This is a genomic window from Ruegeria sp. ANG-R, assembly GCF_000813985.1.
In the GTDB taxonomy this organism is placed as follows: domain Bacteria; phylum Pseudomonadota; class Alphaproteobacteria; order Rhodobacterales; family Rhodobacteraceae; genus Ruegeria.
Genome location: NZ_JWLJ01000001.1, coordinates 191,473 through 211,054, shown reverse-complemented (window position 1 = coordinate 211,054; position 19,582 = coordinate 191,473). Strand labels below are relative to the sequence as shown.

General features: G+C 55.1%; 24 protein-coding genes. 10 read left to right on the top strand and 14 right to left on the bottom strand.

The window, feature by feature from the left end; all coding sequences use genetic code 11:
• The first annotated feature begins 5 nt into the window (after window positions 1-5).
• Window positions 6-1,355 (top strand): acetyl-CoA carboxylase biotin carboxylase subunit, encoded by a 1,350-nt coding sequence (gene accC, locus RA27_RS00935; protein WP_039534085.1) that lies wholly within the window; start codon window positions 6-8, stop codon window positions 1,353-1,355.
• 47 nt (window positions 1,356-1,402) lie between these two features.
• The gene (gene aat, locus RA27_RS00930) at window positions 1,403-2,035 is read left to right on the top strand and encodes a leucyl/phenylalanyl-tRNA--protein transferase (RefSeq protein WP_039536765.1); all 633 of its coding nucleotides are present in this window, start codon (window positions 1,403-1,405) and stop codon (window positions 2,033-2,035) included.
• On the opposite strand, the gene RA27_RS00925 is transcribed toward aat, so the two are convergent.
• The 6 genes from RA27_RS00925 to RA27_RS00900 form a co-directional block, all read right to left on the bottom strand.
• Window positions 1,999-2,358, bottom strand: a complete 360-nt coding sequence (locus RA27_RS00925; RefSeq protein ID WP_039534083.1) for a DUF2155 domain-containing protein — start codon at window positions 2,356-2,358, stop codon at window positions 1,999-2,001. The two genes, aat and RA27_RS00925, sit on opposite strands and share 37 nt — an antisense overlap.
• Window positions 2,355-2,807 (bottom strand): outer membrane lipid asymmetry maintenance protein MlaD, encoded by a 453-nt coding sequence (gene mlaD / locus RA27_RS00920; RefSeq protein WP_039534081.1) that lies wholly within the window; start codon window positions 2,805-2,807, stop codon window positions 2,355-2,357. The genes RA27_RS00925 and mlaD overlap by 4 nt, the downstream gene beginning before the upstream one ends.
• 11 nt (window positions 2,808-2,818) lie before the next feature.
• Window positions 2,819-3,202 carry an NADH:ubiquinone oxidoreductase subunit NDUFA12 gene (locus RA27_RS00915; protein ID WP_039534078.1) on the bottom strand — a complete coding sequence of 128 codons (384 nt, stop codon included), beginning with the start codon at window positions 3,200-3,202 and terminating at the stop codon, window positions 2,819-2,821.
• Window positions 3,203-3,281: 79 nt separating this feature from the next.
• A complete protein-coding gene (locus tag RA27_RS00910; protein ID WP_039534077.1) occupies window positions 3,282-3,644 on the bottom strand; it encodes a RidA family protein in 363 nt (120 codons plus the stop codon).
• 212 nt (window positions 3,645-3,856) lie between these two features.
• A complete protein-coding gene (clpX, locus tag RA27_RS00905; RefSeq protein WP_039534074.1) occupies window positions 3,857-5,122 on the bottom strand; it encodes an ATP-dependent Clp protease ATP-binding subunit ClpX in 1,266 nt (421 codons plus the stop codon).
• Window positions 5,123-5,257: 135 nt separating this feature from the next.
• Entirely contained in the window at window positions 5,258-5,890 is a 633-nt protein-coding gene (locus RA27_RS00900; protein ID WP_039534073.1) for an ATP-dependent Clp protease proteolytic subunit, read from the bottom strand.
• A 307-nt stretch (window positions 5,891-6,197) separates the two neighbouring features.
• On the opposite strand from RA27_RS00900, the gene RA27_RS00895 reads away from it, so the two are divergent.
• From RA27_RS00895 to RA27_RS00885, 4 genes are all read left to right on the top strand, one after another.
• Entirely contained in the window at window positions 6,198-6,539 is a 342-nt protein-coding gene (locus RA27_RS00895) for a metalloregulator ArsR/SmtB family transcription factor (protein ID WP_039534070.1), read from the top strand.
• Window positions 6,540-6,705: 166 nt separating this feature from the next.
• Window positions 6,706-6,843, top strand: coding sequence for an entericidin A/B family lipoprotein (locus RA27_RS23450; RefSeq protein WP_082025048.1), 138 nt, complete (start codon window positions 6,706-6,708; stop codon window positions 6,841-6,843).
• A gap of 829 nt (window positions 6,844-7,672) precedes the next feature.
• Entirely contained in the window at window positions 7,673-7,879 is a 207-nt protein-coding gene (locus RA27_RS24285; protein WP_193746449.1) for a type II toxin-antitoxin system Phd/YefM family antitoxin, read from the top strand.
• A gap of 6 nt (window positions 7,880-7,885) precedes the next feature.
• Entirely contained in the window at window positions 7,886-8,101 is a 216-nt protein-coding gene (locus RA27_RS00885; RefSeq protein WP_152610626.1) for a hypothetical protein, read from the top strand.
• A gap of 80 nt (window positions 8,102-8,181) precedes the next feature.
• Here RA27_RS00885 and RA27_RS00880 read toward each other — a convergent pair whose 3' ends face one another.
• Window positions 8,182-8,631, bottom strand: coding sequence for a hypothetical protein (locus tag RA27_RS00880; RefSeq protein ID WP_039534063.1), 450 nt, complete (start codon window positions 8,629-8,631; stop codon window positions 8,182-8,184).
• Window positions 8,632-9,246: 615 nt separating this feature from the next.
• Here RA27_RS00880 and RA27_RS00875 point away from each other — a divergent pair.
• The gene (locus RA27_RS00875) at window positions 9,247-10,803 is read left to right on the top strand and encodes a D-glucuronyl C5-epimerase family protein (RefSeq protein WP_152610625.1); all 1,557 of its coding nucleotides are present in this window, start codon (window positions 9,247-9,249) and stop codon (window positions 10,801-10,803) included.
• A 773-nt stretch (window positions 10,804-11,576) separates the two neighbouring features.
• Here RA27_RS00875 and RA27_RS23995 read toward each other — a convergent pair.
• Entirely contained in the window at window positions 11,577-12,671 is a 1,095-nt protein-coding gene (locus tag RA27_RS23995; RefSeq protein WP_152610624.1) for a hypothetical protein, read from the bottom strand.
• Window positions 12,672-13,001: 330 nt separating this feature from the next.
• A complete protein-coding gene (locus tag RA27_RS00865) occupies window positions 13,002-13,394 on the bottom strand; it encodes a DUF6538 domain-containing protein (protein WP_039534055.1) in 393 nt (130 codons plus the stop codon).
• Between the two features lie 661 nt (window positions 13,395-14,055).
• Between RA27_RS00865 and RA27_RS00860 the strand changes: the two genes are divergently transcribed.
• From RA27_RS00860 to RA27_RS00850, 3 genes are all read left to right on the top strand, one after another.
• Window positions 14,056-14,307, top strand: a complete 252-nt coding sequence (locus RA27_RS00860) for a hypothetical protein (protein WP_052265127.1) — start codon at window positions 14,056-14,058, stop codon at window positions 14,305-14,307.
• 283 nt (window positions 14,308-14,590) lie between these two features.
• On the top strand, window positions 14,591-14,983 hold the full coding sequence (locus RA27_RS00855; protein ID WP_152610622.1) for a hypothetical protein: 393 nt from the start codon (window positions 14,591-14,593) through the stop codon (window positions 14,981-14,983).
• A gap of 100 nt (window positions 14,984-15,083) precedes the next feature.
• The gene (locus tag RA27_RS00850) at window positions 15,084-15,554 is read left to right on the top strand and encodes a DNA starvation/stationary phase protection protein (protein WP_039534050.1); all 471 of its coding nucleotides are present in this window, start codon (window positions 15,084-15,086) and stop codon (window positions 15,552-15,554) included.
• A gap of 1 nt (window position 15,555) precedes the next feature.
• Here the strand turns inward: RA27_RS00850 and RA27_RS00845 are convergent, their stop codons facing one another.
• The 5 genes from RA27_RS00845 to RA27_RS00825 all read right to left on the bottom strand — a co-directional run bounded on the left by RA27_RS00845 (window position 15,556) and on the right by RA27_RS00825 (window position 19,582).
• Window positions 15,556-15,810: a DUF1289 domain-containing protein gene (locus tag RA27_RS00845; protein ID WP_039534048.1), complete on the bottom strand. Its 255-nt coding sequence runs from the start codon at window positions 15,808-15,810 to the stop codon at window positions 15,556-15,558.
• Window positions 15,811-15,874: 64 nt separating this feature from the next.
• Entirely contained in the window at window positions 15,875-16,153 is a 279-nt protein-coding gene (locus RA27_RS00840) for a hypothetical protein (protein WP_152610621.1), read from the bottom strand.
• Between the two features lie 11 nt (window positions 16,154-16,164).
• Window positions 16,165-17,190 carry a sterol desaturase family protein gene (locus RA27_RS00835; RefSeq protein ID WP_052265125.1) on the bottom strand — a complete coding sequence of 342 codons (1,026 nt, stop codon included), beginning with the start codon at window positions 17,188-17,190 and terminating at the stop codon, window positions 16,165-16,167.
• Between the two features lie 65 nt (window positions 17,191-17,255).
• A complete protein-coding gene (locus RA27_RS00830) occupies window positions 17,256-18,656 on the bottom strand; it encodes a DUF4856 domain-containing protein (RefSeq protein WP_039534044.1) in 1,401 nt (466 codons plus the stop codon).
• A gap of 146 nt (window positions 18,657-18,802) precedes the next feature.
• Window positions 18,803-19,582: a heme ABC transporter ATP-binding protein gene (locus RA27_RS00825; RefSeq protein WP_039534042.1), complete on the bottom strand. Its 780-nt coding sequence runs from the start codon at window positions 19,580-19,582 to the stop codon at window positions 18,803-18,805.

Sequence of the window (19,582 nt, the reverse complement as noted above, 5' to 3'; positions counted from 1 at the left end):
GGCCCATGTTCGACAAAATCCTGATTGCCAACCGAGGCGAGATCGCCCTGCGCGTGATCCGTGCTGCGCGCGAGATGGGGATCAAGACGGTTGCCGTCCATTCCACCGCCGACAGCGACGCGATGCATGTGCGCATGGCGGACGAATCGGTCTGCATCGGCCCCCCGCCCAGCCCGCAAAGCTATCTGTCGGTGCCCGCGATCATCTCGGCCTGTGAAATCACCGGCGCGCAGGCGATCCATCCCGGCTATGGCTTCCTGTCCGAGAATGCCGAGTTCGTGCAGATCGTCGAAGACCACGGCATCACCTTCATCGGCCCCACCGCGGAACATATCCGCGTGATGGGTGACAAGATCACCGCCAAGGACACCATGAAGGAACTGGGTGTTCCTTGTGTTCCCGGTTCCGATGGCGGCGTTCCCACCTTGGAAGATGCCAAGCGCATCGGCGAAGAGTTCGGCTATCCCGTCATCATCAAAGCCACCGCCGGCGGCGGCGGTCGCGGCATGAAAGTCGCGATGACCGCAGATGAGATGGAAAGCGCCTTCATGACCGCGCGCGCCGAAGGCAAAGCTGCCTTTGGCAATGACGAGGTCTATATCGAAAAATACCTGACCACGCCGCGCCATATCGAGATTCAGGTCTTTGGCGATGGCAAAGGCAAGGCGGTTCACTTGGGCGAACGCGACTGTTCGCTGCAGCGCCGTCACCAGAAGGTGTTCGAAGAGGCCCCCGGCCCCTGCATCACCCCCGAAGAGCGCGCCAAGATCGGTAAGGTCTGTGCGGATGCTGTCGCCAAGATCAACTATATCGGTGCGGGCACCATCGAGTTCCTCTATGAGAATGGTGAGTTCTACTTCATCGAGATGAACACCCGCCTTCAGGTGGAACACCCGGTGACCGAAGGCATCTTCGGCGTCGATCTGGTGCGCGAACAGATCCTCGTTGCCGCTGGTGAGGACATGTCGTTCGGTCAGGACGATCTTGAGATCAACGGCCACGCCATCGAGGTTCGGATCAATGCCGAGAAACTGCCGAATTTCTCACCCTGCCCCGGTAAGATCACGGCCTATCACGCGCCCGGCGGCCTGGGTGTGCGCATGGATTCGGCGCTCTATGATGGCTACTCGATCCCGCCGTATTACGACTCGCTGATCGCAAAGCTGATCGTGCAAGGTCGCGACCGTGCCGAGGCGCTGGCGCGTCTGGAGCGCGCATTGGGAGAGCTAATCGTCGACGGCATCGACACCACCGTGCCGCTGTTCCACGCGCTGCTGCAGGAACCTGACCTGCATAGCGGTGACTACAACATCCACTGGCTGGAGCACTGGCTTGCGGAGAACATGGCCCAGTAAAGTTTTGGGGCCGGAGGCATATGCCCACCGGCCCCGGCACATCTGATATGAGCCTTTCCCCCGAACTTTTACTGCACGGTTACTCAATCGGGATATTCCCGATGGCCGAACACCGTGACGACCCGGAACTGTTCTGGGTCGACCCGAAAATCCGGGGGGTCTTTCCGCTGGACGGTTTTCACATCTCGCGCAGTTTGGCGCGACGCATTCGAACCTGCGCATTCGAGATAACCATCGATCGCGATTTTGCTGGTGTCATAGATGGCTGCGCCGATCGCGCTGACACCTGGATCAACCCCGAACTACGCCGCCTGTATCAGCAGTTGCACCAAACCGGGCGCGCGCATTCGCTTGAGGTCTGGGACGGTTCGTCGCTGATTGGCGGCGTTTACGGCGTGGTCCTCGGCGCGGCTTTCTTTGGCGAAAGCATGTTCTCGCGCCGTACGGACGCATCGAAGATTGCACTTGCCTATCTGGTGGATCGGCTGCGCCAAACCGGGTTTACGCTGTTCGATACGCAGTTTCTGACGGCACATCTGGCCTCACTGGGCGCGATTGAAATCCCACGTGCGGTATATCACAGCGAGTTAAAACAAGCGCTTGATCTAAAAGCGGATTTCACCACTGATTTGCTGCAGACGCCTCAGGGTGTGATACAGCGGATCACCCAGACGTCATAGCGCGCATGGTCCAGAGCGTTCAGTGCAGGAGAGGTCGCAATCATCCAGCCATCAAACAGCTGCTGCGCCTTGCCCTGCTCCCAGATCGTGAGATAGGCGAACGCATCCCCCGTCGGGTTGTCCGCAGGGTACCGGCAATCCCCCAACGCAACATCCAGTCCGAACACGGTCGCAGTCTCGCCGTTCTGCACCTCGATATCCAAGGTCTGCCCACTGACTTTATCGAGCCCACGCAACATGGCTCCGGGGCCGGATTCGACCTTCTGCTGTGCAGCGGCTCCGGTCGCGGTGACCAGCAGCGCTACAAGAGCCGCACGGATCATTCGCTGCCGTCCCCGGCCACGAACTTGACCAGCAACGAGATCAGGCTGACCGCGCCTTGGGTATCAGTGATCTCATCACCCGCCTCGAAATAAAACGGGGAACCACCCGGCATGACCTCAACAAAGTTGCCACCCAGCAATCCTTCGGACGAGATCACGACCGCGCTGTCATCCGGGATAAGGATACCATCAGCCACGGAAAACTGAGTATCCGCGCGATACGTGTCAGAGTTCAGTGTAACACCCGTCACCGTCCCGATCTTGACGCCGGCAAGGCGCACATCGGTGCCGACGCCGACACCTTCGAGCGAGCGGAAAGACGCACCCAGCTCATAGCCTGTGTTGGATTGAGACAGGCCAGTTGACTGGCTGGCGTAAACGCCAAACGCGATGGCACAGGCCAGCACGGCGCCGCCGACGATAACTTCGGTCTTTGTATGAGTAGACATCTATGCTTCGCCTATTCCGGGCTCCACGCCTCGTAATCACTGCGTTCAACCGGATCGGCACGGCGCAGCGAACCCGCAGGTGCATAAGCCAGCGCGGTGCCTGTCAGGTTTTCCTGATGCGGTTTTTCCCAGGGCTTGTGCGCCAGAGGTTTGTCGGTTGGCGGCTCATCCCACGTGCGGTGCAGCCAGCCATGCCAATCGGGGTCGATCCGGCTGGCCTCGGCCTCGCCATTGAAAATCACCCAACGCTTGCTGTCGTCGGCGTTGCGATAGAACACGTTGCCTTCATCGTCTTCACCGACCTTGATCCCCTTGCGCGCAGTGTAAAACTGCGTGTTCAGGGTGGCCCCGTTCCACCAGGTCACGGCCCGCAAAAGACTGTTCAGGATTCCCATCGGCTGCCTCCGGCATTTCTGTCCCCGCAGATATGGACCAAAGGCACGCCAAGGTCCAGTACTGCCAGCGCTGCCTGCGTCATTCCGGCAGGATAGCGGTGACTTCAATTTCAATTCGGTACTTCGGGTCTATCAAGCCACATTCGATCATCGTGGCCGCAGGAGGGTTCGCACCAAATGTCTCGGCCAGAATAGGCCAACAAGGTTCAAACTCGGTTCGATCCGGCAGCATATAGGTCACACGCACGACATCCTGAAACGACGCGCCAGCCTCGGCCAGTGCGCTTTCGATGATTGAAAGCGCGGAACGGCACTGCTCTGCAGCCGTTTCCCCTTGCCCTACGGTACCAGCGACATGAACCCAGCCCCCCGCGACAACGGCGCGGCAATAGCCAACCTTGGCCTCGAATTCGCCGCCTGATGAAATACGCCTAACCGTCATGTATCCCTCATCACTTAAACGCCGCTGTGCTGACAACGCCGAATCCTTGCGAGGCTCTGCCTCGCGCTCCGGGATATTTTTTGGCCAGATGAAGAACCGATCCCCTGCTTCATCTGGCTGTAAATATCCCGGGGGAGACGCCCAAAGGGCGGCGGGGGCAGCGCCCCTTACCCGGCACGCCGATGGTTGTCCGAATGAGATAAAGAGCGCGCTTAACCAGCCGAAGCCGATTCCGCAGCGTCCGCATAGATGATCAGAGGCTGAGAGTCCGATGTCACCGCCTCTTCGTTGACCACAACTTCGGTCACGTTCTTCATGCCGGGCAGTTCGAACATCGTGTCCAACAGAATGTCTTCGAGGATCGAACGCAGACCACGTGCACCTGTTTTACGCTCGATCGCTTTCTTGGCGATCGCTTTCAGCGCATCATCTGTAAAGGCAAGCTCAGCATCTTCCAGTTCGAACAGGCGCTGATACTGCTTGACCAGAGCGTTCTTCGGGCTGGTCAGAATTGTCACCAGCGCATCCTCGTCCAAGTCTTCGAGCGTCGCCAGCACCGGCAGGCGACCGACAAATTCCGGGATCAGGCCGAATTTCAGCAAATCTTCCGGTTCCAGATCCTTGAAGATTTCACCCACGCCGCGGTCGTCATTGTCCCGTACATCGGCACCAAAGCCCATGGCCGAGCCTTTGCCGCGCTGCGCGATAATCTTGTCGAGGCCCGCGAAGGCACCGCCACAGATAAACAGGATATTCGTGGTGTCTACTTGCAGGAATTCCTGCTGCGGATGCTTGCGGCCACCTTGCGGAGGAACGCTGGCGACGGTGCCTTCCATCAGCTTCAACAGGGCCTGCTGCACGCCCTCGCCCGACACGTCGCGGGTGATCGAGGGGTTTTCCGATTTACGGGTGATCTTGTCGACTTCGTCGATATAGACGATGCCGCGCTGCGCGCGTTCGACGTTGTACTCGCTGGCCTGCAGCAGCTTGAGAATGATGTTCTCGACATCCTCACCCACGTAACCGGCCTCGGTCAGTGTGGTTGCATCCGCCATGGTGAACGGCACGTCCAGAATCCGCGCCAATGTCTGCGCCAACAAGGTCTTGCCGCAGCCGGTAGGGCCAATCAGAAGAATATTGGATTTCGCCAGTTCGATATCACTGCCCGCTTTCTGGGCGTGATTCAGGCGCTTGTAGTGGTTGTGAACCGCAACCGAGAGCACCCGTTTGGCTGTCGCCTGACCGATCACATAATCGTCCAGAACCTCGCAGATATCCTTGGGCGTCGGCACGCCGTCCGAGGATTTCAGGCCGCTGGCCTTAGTCTCTTCACGGATGATGTCCATGCAGAGTTCGACACACTCGTCGCAGATGAACACGGTCGGGCCTGCGATCAGCTTACGCACCTCATGCTGGCTTTTGCCGCAAAAGCTGCAATAGAGCGTGTTCTTGCCGTCTCCGCCTGAATTCGTCGCCATACTTTACCCCTCGGGCTCCGTCTCAGCGGCCCCTTTCAGGGCCGCGATTGCCGTATATGCCTGCAGCTTAGGCCAGCGCTCTGGCAGCTACAATCTCAAAATCATTCCTCACGCCCGACGCGCGCGGATTTGAACCTAGTCTTCGTCGCCATCCATTTTGGCGCGATTCTCGACGATCTCGTCGATGTGGCCCCAATCCTTGGCCTCTTCCGGGCTCATGAAATTGTCGCGGTCCAACGCTTTTTCAACCGCCTTTTTGGTCTGCCCGGTATGACGCACATAGATGTCATAAAGGCGATCCTTGAGTTTCTGCGTCTCAGCCGCATGGATCATGATATCGCTGGCCTGACCCTGATACCCGCCGCTGGGCTGGTGCACCATGATCCGGCTGTTGGGCAGCGAAAACCGCATCCCCTTCTCGCCACCGGCCAGCAGAACCGAGCCCATCGACGCGGCCTGGCCGATCACCAATGTGGAACATTTCGGCTTGATATACTGCATTGTGTCGTAAATCGACAAACCGCTGGTCACGACACCACCCGGCGAGTTGATGTAGATCGAGATTTCCTTGTTCGGGTTTTCCGCCTCAAGGTGCAGCAATTGCGCCACGACCAGATGGCTCATCCCATCGTGAATAGGACCGTTGATGAAAATGATCCGCTCTTTCAGAAGGCGCGAGAAAATATCGTATGCACGTTCGCCCCGGCTGGTCTGCTCGACGACCATGGGGACGAGTGTGTTCATATATGTATCAACTGGATCGAACATTCGGAACCTGCCTGTTTTGCGATGGATCGGGACATTACCCGAAGAGAAGTTACCCGAGTCTTAGTGCCGCCACAGGGGGGCTGCAAGGGGGGCCGCGCGTTCCGGGGCTTTCCATTGGCTCGGGTGATCTGCTTGCATCCTCTGCGGTGGCGTGACAATCGCCCTGCGCGGATTCGCGCTGGTCACATCACGCTATTTTGATCCGTGCATATGGAAATACATGCTTAGAAATTGTACCAAGAGTTCCCGCTGCAAGGTGGCTTCGGACAGCCCCGGGATTCGGCGATAGTAACTAGGGAATACGATTATGGCTCTGCCACAACTGACCGAGGATATGTCGCCGACCGAACTTGACCGGATGGTCGAAAACGCAACGCGGGCATCGAACTTCCTCAAGGCCATCAGCCACGAAGGGCGCCTGATGATACTGTGCCACCTCGTGTCCGGTGAGAAATCGGTGACTGAACTGGAGCGACTGCTGTCCGCCCGGCAGGCGGCCGTATCGCAGCAATTGTCTCGTCTCAGGCTTGAGGGGCTGGTTGTTCCCCGGCGGGAAGGCAAGGCGATCTATTACAGGCTGGCCGATGAGCGACCTGCCCGCATCCTTGAGGTGGTTTATGAGCTGTTCTGCAGCCAGGACTCAAACTGATCCGCTTCGCTGCCCCTTTCATACGGCTGAAATTACAGCTTTCTCGACACGATGGGTACCGCCAGTCAGCCCGTACGCGATGCGTTGATTGATGACATACGAAACCTGTAGCTCTGTCCGTTGAAAGCTGCTAACCAATTCGAAACAAGCACTTATGGAGCAACCGATGATCCGCACAATCCTGATTGGCCTGGCCCTTGTAACCCTGACCGCCTGCGAAACCGCAAAGGGCGCCGGCAAAGACATCGAAAACGCCGGTGACGCCATCCAGAACGCAGCTGAGGACGTTCAGGAAAATATCTGAGCGTGACGGGATATTGCGCCTGAACGATACCTGACCGCAATATATAGTTGCCATATTCTCCTTAGACGACTAACATTGTCGCCACAGGTGCATAGACGCGGCATTGCATTTCTGACACTTCCACGGGGTTCTTTTGCGCAAGCGAAAGAACCCCGTTCCGGTCCGGGTGGTGGTGCGTGGTAGCCTGTATGAACCGATGGTTCTCAAAAAGGAAAAGGCGTCAGGTGCTCAGACGCGGTCTTTGCATGCATCCTTGCGGACACTCCTGACGCCTTGCCGGTCCGATCCGCCCGAGGGGCGTTTCGATCCAGTTGCCGTAGCCCCCGAAGGAACCCCAGCGACCGCCACACGCGCTATGTCGCGTCGCAGCCCGCGCAGACCTTCTGAGAGGCTAATCAACTTACCCGAACCGAAGCCCGGCCAAACTGATCCACCACCGGTAAGCCATTACAACCAAGGACAAATCCTAGAACCTGCCTTCGTCGCTGCGGCCCCCTTGGCCTTTGCGTCCCGCCCCTGTCCCGAAGAACTGAAGCCGTAACCAGACTGTTGCATCAGCGCCTTCATCGGACAAGAAAATAGCACTGCAGCATGAAAATTAGACGGGGATAAACTGTTGATATCCACCGGGAGAGCCATGTGGATAACCCGAGATTTCGCGGCAAGAAGCGGGCTTGGGGGCGGAAAAGTTCAAACGGTGGTCACGGGCCGGAATCCGACCGATTTCTGCACCTGCAAAGGCCCCGTGCGCCGCGTTAGCGGCGAATTGTCCGAGTTGTACAACACTCAACTCCCCAATCTTTCGAATCGTACAACCGGAGATTCGCTGATGCGCTGCACCATTTCGCAAGCCCGCACCCAATTGGGAGAGCTGGTGACCCTGACACAAGACCCGCGTGCGGTGATCGTGCTGACGCGCTATGGTAAACCGCTCGCCGCACTGGTCTCGATGACCGAGGCCGAGCGGATATGGGATCTGCAGGATGATGAACTGGTGGGGCACAAACACCCGCTCAGCGGGCTGCGCGGGTGGTAGTCCAAAGTGCGTGGAATTCCGGGAATGGAACCGGGGCCGGACGGCAGGTACCTCATCGCGCGTGACGCCGCGCTGAAGGTCCGCGAGATCCAGATGACCCGTGCCGAGGAACGCCGCATCCTCAAGCGCGGGGGGCTGGAGCCTGTCGCGGGCGGCGAGATCGCCGCCCGGCCCATCGCCTCCCTGTGGAGACTTTTATTTATGAGAAGCGCTCCGACCTGACCGGGTACCTACTACTCCTGCCGCAATCACGCGTATCAGCGGCAATACCCCCTTTAACATCCGATCAGGCCGGAAACGCTTCAGTTCACCTGACGTTCCAGAACGGTGCTATAGGTCGTTCCGTTCCGCAGGCTACGGAAATCGGCAAAGATCTTGCCGTCCTCGTACCGCGCATCGATCAACGCATTGGCGCCAATCACCAGCGGGGATGTTTCAACGATGCCGATCGCGCCCGATCCATCGAGGCTGATGGTCCCGGTGGCTTCGTATTCGTTCCATTCAGAGTCGCCCTCGCGGCGCCATTTGCTGGGGCCCCAGAAGACATTGTCTTCCTGCATCTGGACGTCGAGCATCCATTCGGCCTGATTAAAGCGGGGCTGATCCCCCTTGTAATAATGGCTGGGCTGCACGGTCGTATAACTCCCCAACCACGTGCCACGCAGGTCCGGCGTGGTGTCGGCCAGTGCAGCGGTTCCGAGGGCGAGGGACGTGGCCAGGGCAGCTGCTCCGGCAGTCATGTATCTGGTCATGGGGATCTCCTCCTGAATGCGACCATCTGGAGTTCAAAAGCGAACATCCTTGCTGTGGCCTACAGATTGGGCGGAGGTGTGCCGGTTACAACTTACCTAAGGGAAACTTCATGAAGCGTTTAGCTTGGCGTTAGATGGCGCTGCCAACGTGCACCCTGCCACCCCAGAACCCCACGACATTCAAACGATGGACTAGAGAACCCATCCTACGTATCCCATGAAGCAGATGTAGCATGGGGTCGGATCGGAATCCGAATTTTGGGCGCCGATCACTCTCAGCCAGATTGAGCCTATTCTCGCCGGGCCTGCCACCACTATTGGGCCTACTGTTCCCACTGCCAAGTTAAGCGCAGATTGTTAGCCAACAGGCTAAGTGGGATTTCCTTAGCGCCAAGTGTCGACGCCCTTACAAAGCGGCCCTAGATGAGAGCCAGAAAGCGAGAATTAATCGCGACAATTCATGGGTAAGCTCAACCAGCTGTTGACCTCGGCCAGCATTATCCGGGCGACGTTGGGATTTCACCCAGCCGGTCAAACACTCAGCTTGTAACGTTTTCAGTGTGTCGGTTTCGTTGCCAACAACCATAACACCTGCAAACGACTAAAGAATGTCTAGTGCACCAGCTTGATATCAACACCATACTCGAATACTTGGGAGCTACGATAAGCCAAATAACAAATAACAAGACAATTGGGGTTGTTGAGTGTTCATTAGACTTCCTCTCTCGATATGCACGGCAGCTATGTTGTCTGTTGTCTGTTGGCTGTGCATACGCGCAACTTCAATCGAATGAGGCTGAAATACACTTTTCTCAGCCATCGGCTGACATCATTCAAAAAATGACGCCTCCAATAATACTCCTAGATGAAAGTCAGGAAGAGAGCGTCGAACGAGTTGGTCCATTCGCCATAGTCAATAACTATCCCTACTATCGATATCGACTCTTAGGAAGGGATGATGCGTGGGCGCGTCATCCATCTGCCTTAGGTGGAGCATTTCAACTCATTGCTGAAAGCGGGGATTTTGAGAAACTAGATGCCATCGTCGATGAAGCGATGAAATCTGCCGTCTCCCTAGAGAACGGCGGTATTACTTGGTATTATCCAGAAGTCTACCCGCTTGCTCGTATGAGAGGTCCCAAGCTTCAATACAGCGCGCTTAGTCAATCGAGCCTGCTGGCGGCGGCAATGCGCATGGAAGCAGACGACCCTGAGAAATACGGACAGTTTCTGGAACAAACAGCCAGGGGGTTAGAATTCGACTACCATAAGGGCGGCGTACTTTGGCAGGATAGCGTTTTTCTGGAAATGCCCCTATTCCACTCCCCGCCTGAAATAATCCTGAATGGCTGGATACACGCGCTGCTCAACTATGGGGATTATGTAGCGACTTTTCCATCTGCAGAGAACAGACGAATTTTTGACAACAACATAAAGTACTTAGTAGAGTTGCTGCCAAGTTTCGATGATCCCGAACACAATATCAGCTTATACTCAAACGCAACCCCGTTACGGCTTAAGCTGGACAGTGGAAGCGAGGCGCTAAGAGCAGATTTCGAAAGCTTGGATGACAATTTTCCTGACTACTTCATGGATATTGAGGAACTGGAACTACCTTCCGTTAATGGTGAAGTTAAAGCTGCTTCCTATGACACTCAAATCAGAGAGTTTAAGAAGGGCAACCCAGTAATAACTGTCACCTGCAACAGGTTGTACAACACCAAAATCTCCAGTGAAAAGCCTTTTGAAGCTCAATACTATCGAGCTGTATTTGACCGCAAAAGAGCGACACCGAACAACAACAAGGAAACCATCGTTCTAAGGAGCCAAAAGGCCGGTAATCGCCACGAAATTGTGATAAACGCTGAGACCGACGGTGTGTTTTGTGGCTATGGCACAAATTTCGCGAAACCCGGAGGCAAAAACCTTTACCATGCTTATCATGTGGTGGGATTAGCGTATCTAGCCACCCACTCATTTGTAAGCGAGCAACAGCGCGAGATATTACTCGAATATGTACGAAAGTGGGATGAGTATACCAGCTTTCACGTTGGAGAAGGCAGGGTTTTTTATCCATATGACCAGTTACTGATGTCTATGAACGGGCGCAAATTGGTTAAGTCTTCACTTGACTGGGAAGAACTGAGAGCAAAAACAATTGACGCTGACTAGAAGCTGATACTGACGCTCTTTCCTGGCGAGTTTTAGCCACCATTTATAGCGTGGAGTTGGGGATGAATCCTTTTCCAGCTTAAAGCCAAAGGCGCCGGTCTCGTCTATGAATACCAGCAATCAGGTTTTCTAACTGACGTGCTGCCTGAAGGGATGGCCACTATGTGACTATCACTACCTTCAAATCCAACGCCGCCTGAACCATGACCTGCCTCCCGAAACGCCCCTCGTTCTGATGTAGAGTTTGCTCAACCTTCCTGACCAATTTTTCAGGATATTGATTGGCATCGGGCCTTTGGGGAAGGTTTACAGCACTTTGCAACCTGTTCGTCAGCCGCAATTGGATAAATCGTACAATTAAAAGCACTAATATCATCCAACAGCCACCGAAAGGTGGTCTGCAAATATAAAAACGCGCTTAAATTATTGAATTGCAAGAGTATTCTTAATTGAAATGGTGCCCCCACACGGACTCGAACCGCGGACCTACTGATTACAATCGTGGAACAGTAGATTGACCACCAGAACCCTTTGGTAATCCTCAGGATTTCTCCGAGAACCAACATGGTTCGAGTACGACTGTTACTGTAACAGAATCCGGGTGGTCAACCCGTACATGTAAGGGTGAGTCAGATTGACTCAGTTGGGGAGTGCCAAACTAAACCATTGGAATAGTCTCACAAACAATCAGTAAACCAACTGCACTTTGCGTGTTCCGACTAACCTTCCAGAATGATAGGGGAGCCCTACGACAGAATCTTCCGGGTCTGTGCTCATGGCCACCATGGACAGTTGGCGTTGCTCGGACAAACTCCGACCGCGCCCACCTTAGCACCAGAGCTTTCTGCGACGCAGAAGAAAACTAAATTGTCGCCCCCCGCTCCAGTGGCATAATCGTCTAAGGCACCGTTCTTAACAACCGCCATAAGTCTTACGTGCACCTCTCTCCCATTAATCGACTTGTCTTTTTTCCACTCTGGGCTGCTGCCAAGTGATGTCATATCGCATGTTGCTCCCACGAGACGGAGCGAATTCTCAGTCGAGTCAATTCTTTGATTCTGCGTTAGGTTAGCTGCCTCTAAAGCTCCGATCCGATCTTGCAAGCCTGTTATTACTTCTGCCTGAGTTGCTATACGCGCAGCTTGGTGACCAATAAGAGTCTCAAGCCTCTTCAAAACGGTGTCTGGTGTTGGCAGTTCTGCTGACGCCTCTGCTGCTCGGCTATTAAATCCAATTGTCGCTAGTGCATTGTTCAATCGGCGACACTCCAATGCAGCGGAGTCAGCATCAGTTTCAAATGTATCAGCGAACCTACCGTTTCCTTCACGACACTCTGCGTTCACAATCCTAATTCTCTGGCTTGATATGCCTGGGGTATTAAATACGAGCCTCGCAGAGAATGAAGTCAAGTCACTTCCTGGGGTAATAACCGCAAATATTGGCAGCCCCGGCGCACAACGCGATAAAACTTCGCCTATGAACTCCCTACTCGGATAGCGTTCCCCGACGGAATTGGCCCTGTATGAACTAAGTGTCTCTGCATAATCTCTCGAATAATCAGAATAACGTTCCGCGAAGCTGCCAGTTTGGCGCGAACTCGAACTACCATGAGAGAAACTAAAAAGTTTGAAAGAAGCGCCAGAGTCGCTGTTATTTGACCATTCAGAGAATTCCTGCTCGGATTGGAAATTCTGATTGCGACTAGAATCCCAAATCTGCCGCGTGACAACTTCAACAGAAGCAGACGTGCTAGTCGTAAAAGGTATGTTCTTTGCGGCAACTTCGCAAAAACTTTGCTGCGCATTGGAAATTGTGGGCATAGCATTAGCAACAAAGAGCGCAGCGTAGAAAAGAGACATAGTCTTCATCAATTTTTCCTTCCAAGAGCTTCTAAAAATGGTCCAACCATGCACCGCTCCGCTGCGTTGAACAAGTAACAAGTGAAGCGGTGGTTTTGAAACCATCGGTCAGTGGTCCGCAGTATCAGAAACTAAGTCTCGACCAACCCAATAGAAATTAGATAAATTCGATCCAACCCTCGCTCGTATAGATCTTGCGAAGATGTCTTTCTTTCTCCAAGTCACCTTTCGAAATACTCGCCAAAAACTCAAGTTCCCCGCTCTCCCAACCGTCCTCAAACGCTTGGTTCAATCGCCGCTTCTCTGCCTCCGACTTCGAGCAGGGATAACAGAGCCCGACTATGTTCTGATAATCTGCGTGACCTCAACATTCCCAGTGTTTGCCTCAAGCGCCTCAAGGTGCTGCCTGTATCTAGCTTTGGTTGCGTTCTTAACACCATCGGACTCGGCCAACCATCGATGTGCCGTTTCGCTAATGGTTGTACCTTCTCTCGCAGATCGGTTCTTGTTCGTTGCGCGAACAGTTGGGGCGGTTTTCCCCTCGCTCATAGACGACAAGATTTCGGCAATGACTTCTTTTTGAAGCACCAAGGCTTCGGCCAAATCCTGAGTGCCCAAACCCCTGACTATCTCTTTCTTACCTAGAATCGGTTGGTAGTTGGTCAGCACCGCGACCCTCACGGCGTAACCTTTGCCTCGCTTAAAGAGGCCTTTGGGTAACCGTACATCCATAACAAAAGGCCCCACTTCCAGTTACAAAAACCGGAAAAACCCTTTGAAAACAATGAGTCTGGTGCCCCCACACGGACTCGAACCGCGGACCTACTGATTCATACCACTACGACTTTCGCCGCCACGCTCAACGCGCTTTGTGGTCTGGACTTTCTCTTCACCGTGACCCCAGAGGGCTTTAGGTGGGTGCCGTCAAGTCTCTACACGTTCAATCCGAGTTGCCTCGGAAAGCTTCGCTCGGGATTGCCAGCAGCATAACCTGCTCAGGTTTCCCCGAATTTGACACCAGTTCACCTCAACGTTTCCATTGAGGGCTGCAACATTACCTTAGAGTTTGAGCCTAAGGCGGAGCTACAAATCAGTTGCTCTACCAGCTGAGCTATAGGGGCACTTCTGTTACTTCGCTTCCGGCTAAAAACAAATCCACTTTCTACTTGTGGATCAAGCAATTAGCACAGCTAAGCTTCAAAAGTTAAGACGCGCTTTGGAACACATTCACCAATGTTCCTTAGACAACATCTCACTGGATGGGCAGGCGTATATGGGAAAAGTTTCTGGCTCGCAACCCGCTAATTGCCAGCTGCGCCACTCTTTCTGAACTGGCCCTGATTTGGACCGGCCGCTCGGCGGATCAAAGAGACATGAGGGTAGCGTGAAGCACATGGTGATGCCCGAAGTTGCAATCATTTTTGTCAGTGGTCGCCGCCGTCGTTGGTTTGCGGCTGACAACCTGCGGATCTTGGAGGAAACGCTGTATGAAGACGAAAGCACCTCTGCCCTTACCGTCCGCAATGGCGTGATGCGCAATCCGCTATACCGTCGACGCAAGCTCATACTTGAAAGAGGCCGTATCGCTGCGGCGGAAGACGACAGCGTCGCACCATCTTTGGTCTCGGAGATAATGATAGCCTGACACTGCGCAACACCTGGATTTGCGAGTTTTCAAGCGACGCGTTCAACTTCGGGTAAGTCGAGGCCTGAACGCGCGACCTCAGGTTCGCGGTCAAGCGTAAGACTTTCAAACCAAGTTGAAAAACGCCTCGCGCCACACCGTCGCAGCAGCACTTTCTCGCCTTGCCCTACGAGTACCTTACTACTATTGTCGACTTTATTGGGGGTGCCTATGTTGCTTCCCAATAGCTTTGAGTCGGTACACCCCTATGCAGGCAGTCAGACAACTTCACTCCGAGCGCCCTTTGGCGCCCATCCTTCCGCAGTTTTCCGAACGGTCGATGTGGATCATCAACCATCTGCGGCTAGTGGCGCTGCAGTGTCGATCTGCTGCACGGGTCGATCTGGATCAGGCCTGCGCACTACTCTTGGCTGACCCGGCAGATGCGCGGATGCGCCATGCCGAGACCCTGATGCGCGGTTTTCGTCAAGCGGTCACCAAACGTCCTGTCTTCTTTCGTCCCGGCACGGATGAGTTGTCATTTGACGAAGCATGGTTGTGCAGACTTTTTGAGGCCATTGAGCGCACGGATGATGACAGCTTTAGATTTCTCATTCAGTCACGGGTTCCGCGTTGGACCCAACAGAATCTGGCCTTTCTAATCCGTTCAATTTCTGAGGAATTTCATAAGTTTTAGAATTATTCTAAAAATCTCTTGGCAAGAGCGTTTGATCCGCTAAATATGGATCATGTCCCTGTTTTGACGCAGGTGAGAACTCATAAACCAAGGTGAACCTATGACCCAAACAGCTATTGATCTGACGCCTGATTCCCGTGCTGCAATCGCGGACGCTCTGAACCAATCCGTGGCCGAAACCGCCGTAACAACGATGCTGGCGCAGAACTTTCATTGGAATGTGACCGGAATGGCCTTTGGCCCGCTGCACGAGTTGTTTCAGAAGATTTACGAAGACCATTTTGTCGCACAAGATGATCTGGCCGAGCGTGTCAGAGCCCTGGACGCCCATGCCGAAGGCACCTTGGCCGGTATGCTGAAACGCTCGAAAGTCAGCGAGTTTGACGGCACCGCGTCAGACAAGGAAATGATCAAGATGATGCTGGATGCGCAGGAAACGCTGGCCTCGACGCTGGCGGGCGCAGGCGAACTGGCCGCAGGGCATGGCGACACCCTGACCGAAGACCTGTGCATCAGCCGCGGCCAGACGCACGAGAAATTCGCCTGGTTCCTGCGCTCTCACCTGCGCTGAGTTAACCCGGCAGGGTGAGTTTCACCTTGGCTTTCTTTTTCTTGAGCTTCTTGAGATAGGCCGGTGCCCAATGCGTGTACCGGCCCATCGTTGATTGCTGCCCCATCAGCATGGTGATGAACGCTTCCTGGTGATCCGCACGTTTGATGGATTTGAACAGCTTTTTCTGGCTCTTGGTCATCGAACAGCCGATACAGTGCCCCTCACGGCGGAACTTGCAGACATCGATGCAGGGCGACGGAACTTTCTTGCTCATGTCTTCAAACTCGCTGGCGCGACCACGGGTCTGCGGCTGGTTTCATATGCAGGTCATGACCGAGTTAGCTCGGGTCGTCGAGATGGCGAGTGTCCAGCCCTGCGGTGTCGCAGTTCAGAAATGCCATCCCGACACTTGTGATGGCGATGGCCGCAGGCAGCGCTGTCGTGGTGTTGGTTTCATAATCGATCAAGCCCCGTTCTTTCAGTGCCGCCAGTGTATTGGAGAACACCAGATTGATCTCTTCCCCGAATGAGGCCGGAATACCGGTCGCAGCGGGGTAGAACGCTGCAAGGTAGGTCAGAATCTGCACCTGTTCTTGATCACTGAGGAGGGATGTCACGGTCTTATCCCTCACAAGCGCTGCTTCGAATAGCCGGTTTTGCCGTTCACATCGGATTTGCGGCGCATACTCAGCTCCGTGTCGCGCAGCCGCTGCGCGCGACGGCGCAGATAACGCCCCATATCCGCAAACGGGCGAAGATAGATATCCAGCAGTTGCGATGGATGCGCCTGCGAGGGCGGCAGGCCAAAGGTCAGATCCCGATCGGTCTCGGACAGGTGCAGCGAGCCGAACAGCCAGTCCCAGACGGCGAAGGCGACGCCAAAATTCTTGTCGTGATGTTCGTGCGCGATGGAATGGTGCACCTGATGCTGCGCGGGCGAGATCAGCAGATGCTCCAACCACGGCCAGTAGCGGATTGAAATATGCGTGTGCCTCAGGTTTGACCCGGTGACGTGAAACACAAACGACAGGATATTCACGCCGATCACCGTGTAAAGATCGACCGCATTGCCGAAGAAAAACAGGAATGCCGCCATCGTCGTACCCTGCGCCACGGCGGCGCGCAGACCATAGAGAATACCTTCGAGCGGATGAACGCGATAGACGGTGATCGGCGTCATCGTTTCGGCAGAGTGGTGGACCTTGTGAACGGCCCAGAGCAGCGGCCAGCGATGCATCCAGCGATGCACAAGATATTTGGTGAAATCATCCACCAGAAAGATCGTCACAGTGAAAAGCGCTACGATCACACCCTGCGGCGTGTCTGCAAACAGGCCCCGTTGTAGAAAGTCGATCTCATGCAGCGCGTAGTAGAGAGCCGTCGCAATCGCCAACTGGGATACGAGCAGCGGCGAGATGAACATTGTGAACACGCGGTTGATCACGAAAATCTTGTAATCCGCTTTTGAGGAGGCCGAGAACAGTACCTTGCGGTCAAAGACCTCGCGCAGTGCGGCTCGGATCGAGGATCTTCGGACCGCCACCAGCCAAATCAGCGCAATCAGGACCGTAAGAAGCAGATACCCGATGAAGATGCGTTTCTTCGGGTTTGAAAAGTCCGCAAAGACCGCGCCTATGTGGTCCAGAAATTCCAAGTCTCAACTTTCTAAAAACCCGGCGACGGATTGGGGCGCCGCCGGGTGCGTGGCACGAACTGAAATCAGTCGCTTTCAGCGGATTCGTTTGTACCGAGCTTGTCAGCCAGCGCCGCCAGATCGGCGGTCGCATCATTCGCGCGGCTTTCGATGCCGAAGGTGTCGATCAGCAGTTTCTGAACCTTCAGCATGTTGACCTGGTAGTCCTCCAGCGTCATCTCACGTTCGCGAACAAAGTTACCATCCGCATCGATGTCCGAGACCATCAGACCATCCGGCATGGCAGGGCCAAAGCCGATCAACCAGTTCATGTCAATAGCCGCAGCACCGAGGTTGTTCTTACCCGATTGCAGCGCCATCGAGAAACCCTTCAACTCACCCCAGTGCTTGACATAGTTGCGCAGCGCCTTGTCGGTGTCTTCGCCCGATTTGATCTTGTCGATATCTTTGTAAACCGAACCGGCATATTTGAACGTGGCTTCGGCCAGCGTCTTTTCCCAGTTGGTTTCGATGATATCGGCATAGTTCTTCAACTCTGCACGCTGCGCGTCGGTCAGCGCCTCGCCATTGGCGGATGCGATCAACGCACGCCCGTCGCGGAAGGCGTTAAAGATGGTGGTCATGTACTGGGTGTTCTTGTTGCCACCTTTGTCAGCACCTGCGGCGTAGTAGGCCGGGCCAAAGACAAACTCGGTCTTCAGGTCGATCACACCGTCGCCATTCGCGTCCGCTGCGGCCAGATCCTTTTGTTTGGACACGGCATAGTTCTGCTCGGGAGACAAGCTGACCGAATGCGCCGCGGCACCGAAATACCCGAAGGCTTCGTCCCAGCTGTGCTCTTTGCCTGTGTAATGCGCGCCCTCGGAATAGGGCTTGTCGTTGGGCTTGTTGTCAGCTTCGAGCTTTTCGTCGAGATAGTTGTCGACCGCCTGATTATACGCCATCGCGCCCAGCGTGAATTTCGAGATCAACTGACCCCAGTCCATACCGTTCACCGGGTCGTAGCCCTGGTTCGACGCGGCGGCCAGATTGATCATTTGCAGCGCCACATCGACGCCCGACTGATTGCCCGGCCACGCTGGCATTGCGCCGTTGTAGAACTTGCCCGAGATGTTCTTGCCTTTCGAAATCTCATTCACGGTCGATTGCTTGACCGGGAAGCCGTCTTTCGAAACCGGCGCGATAATGGCGAGGTCTTCTTCAGACCCGTTGAAATAGGCCAGCATCAGCGCCTCTACTTCGGCCGCGTTGTTGCCACCATCACCCTTGCCTGCAGCTTTCTTCAGGCTGTCGTGCAGAACGTGGCGCGCGACCTGACCGGAATAGGAAACCGAATTGGTTTTGTCGCCTTCATAGCCTTTGACCGTGACCGGGAACGGACCATAGGCCTGATCGGCGAATGCCCCACCACCGAGCATAGTCGCGACGACAAAGGCTGTGGTGAGTTTGAGGTTGGATTTCAGCATGGGGACTCCTCTTTTATCCGATAAAAACAATCGGAATTTTATCCCGACCCTTTTAGTCGGCTAATTGGGCGCTGAGTCAAGGGGTCATTTTGGGGCTGAAACAGGATTGTTTGTGTCACTTCGGGACTTCGAGGCTGTATTTGCGGTCAATCCGCAGCCATTGCGACCTGTGGAAGTAGAAAGACCCCGGTTTCGGGGGTGCGATTTACTGCGATCCGGCAGCCATAGGCTCGGCTGAGCAGATCGTTCCGTAGGGTCTCTTGCGACCCCCCCTGATGCAGAAGCGTGCCGCCTGCCATAAGGATAACACTATCGGCGCACATCGAGGTCAGGTTCAGATCATGCATTACCATCACCACGCCGCCGCCCTGGGCTGCAAACTGCTGAATGATCTGCATAACCTGCAACTGATGACCGATATCGAGACTTGAAACCGGTTCATCAAGGAACAGCCATCGCGGGCCTTTCGGTCCGACGGGCTCCCAGACCTGAACCAGAACACGAGCCAGTTGCACCCGCTGCTGTTCACCGCCTGAAAGTTCTTGATAGAAGCGGCCTGCAAAGCCGACTAGGCCAACCCGTGCCAGCGCTTCGGCGGCGATCCGGTCGTCATTTGCCCGGCGCAGGCGCCCCATACGGACGACCTCCAGCACGGTGAAGGGAAAGCTCATCGGTGTGGCCTGTGGCAGCACGGCGCGCAGATCGGCAAGCTCGGCCGCGCTGGCCTTTGCCAGATCGCGTTTGTCCAGTGTAACGGACCCGGAATAGTCGATATCGCCGGTCAGGGCGGCCAGCAGCGTGGATTTGCCCGCCCCGGACGGTCCAACGATGGCCGTAACGTGCCCGGCCATCGCGCTGAAGGACAGATCTTTCAGAATCATACGGCGCCCCAGACGGACCGAAAGCTGATTGGCAGTCAACATCAT

Excerpts from the sequence above, each read along its gene's own strand:
- RA27_RS00895 (WP_039534070.1), top strand. The coding sequence starts at position 6,198 with ATGGCTCTGCCACAACTGACCGAGGATATGTCGCCGACCGAACTTGAC.
- mlaD (WP_039534081.1), bottom strand. The coding sequence starts at position 2,807 with ATGTCTACTCATACAAAGACCGAAGTTATCGTCGGCGGCGCCGTGCTG.
- RA27_RS00880 (WP_039534063.1), bottom strand. The coding sequence starts at position 8,631 with ATGACCAGATACATGACTGCCGGAGCAGCTGCCCTGGCCACGTCCCTC.
- clpX (WP_039534074.1), bottom strand. The coding sequence starts at position 5,122 with ATGGCGACGAATTCAGGCGGAGACGGCAAGAACACGCTCTATTGCAGC.
- RA27_RS00900 (WP_039534073.1), bottom strand. The coding sequence starts at position 5,890 with ATGTTCGATCCAGTTGATACATATATGAACACACTCGTCCCCATGGTC.
- RA27_RS00915 (WP_039534078.1), bottom strand. The coding sequence starts at position 3,202 with ATGGGAATCCTGAACAGTCTTTTGCGGGCCGTGACCTGGTGGAACGGG.
- RA27_RS00925 (WP_039534083.1), bottom strand. The coding sequence starts at position 2,358 with ATGATCCGTGCGGCTCTTGTAGCGCTGCTGGTCACCGCGACCGGAGCC.
- RA27_RS00860 (WP_052265127.1), top strand. The coding sequence starts at position 14,056 with ATGGTGATGCCCGAAGTTGCAATCATTTTTGTCAGTGGTCGCCGCCGT.
- RA27_RS00830 (WP_039534044.1), bottom strand. The coding sequence starts at position 18,656 with ATGCTGAAATCCAACCTCAAACTCACCACAGCCTTTGTCGTCGCGACT.
- RA27_RS00850 (WP_039534050.1), top strand. The coding sequence starts at position 15,084 with ATGACCCAAACAGCTATTGATCTGACGCCTGATTCCCGTGCTGCAATC.
- aat (WP_039536765.1), top strand. The coding sequence starts at position 1,403 with ATGAGCCTTTCCCCCGAACTTTTACTGCACGGTTACTCAATCGGGATA.
- RA27_RS24285 (WP_193746449.1), top strand. The coding sequence starts at position 7,673 with ATGCGCTGCACCATTTCGCAAGCCCGCACCCAATTGGGAGAGCTGGTG.
- RA27_RS00825 (WP_039534042.1), bottom strand. The coding sequence starts at position 19,582 with ATGATGTTGACTGCCAATCAGCTTTCGGTCCGTCTGGGGCGCCGTATG.
- RA27_RS00865 (WP_039534055.1), bottom strand. The coding sequence starts at position 13,394 with ATGGATGTACGGTTACCCAAAGGCCTCTTTAAGCGAGGCAAAGGTTAC.
- accC (WP_039534085.1), top strand. The coding sequence starts at position 6 with ATGTTCGACAAAATCCTGATTGCCAACCGAGGCGAGATCGCCCTGCGC.
- RA27_RS00845 (WP_039534048.1), bottom strand. The coding sequence starts at position 15,810 with ATGAGCAAGAAAGTTCCGTCGCCCTGCATCGATGTCTGCAAGTTCCGC.
- RA27_RS23995 (WP_152610624.1), bottom strand. The coding sequence starts at position 12,671 with ATGAAGACTATGTCTCTTTTCTACGCTGCGCTCTTTGTTGCTAATGCT.
- RA27_RS00910 (WP_039534077.1), bottom strand. The coding sequence starts at position 3,644 with ATGACGGTTAGGCGTATTTCATCAGGCGGCGAATTCGAGGCCAAGGTT.
- RA27_RS23450 (WP_082025048.1), top strand. The coding sequence starts at position 6,706 with ATGATCCGCACAATCCTGATTGGCCTGGCCCTTGTAACCCTGACCGCC.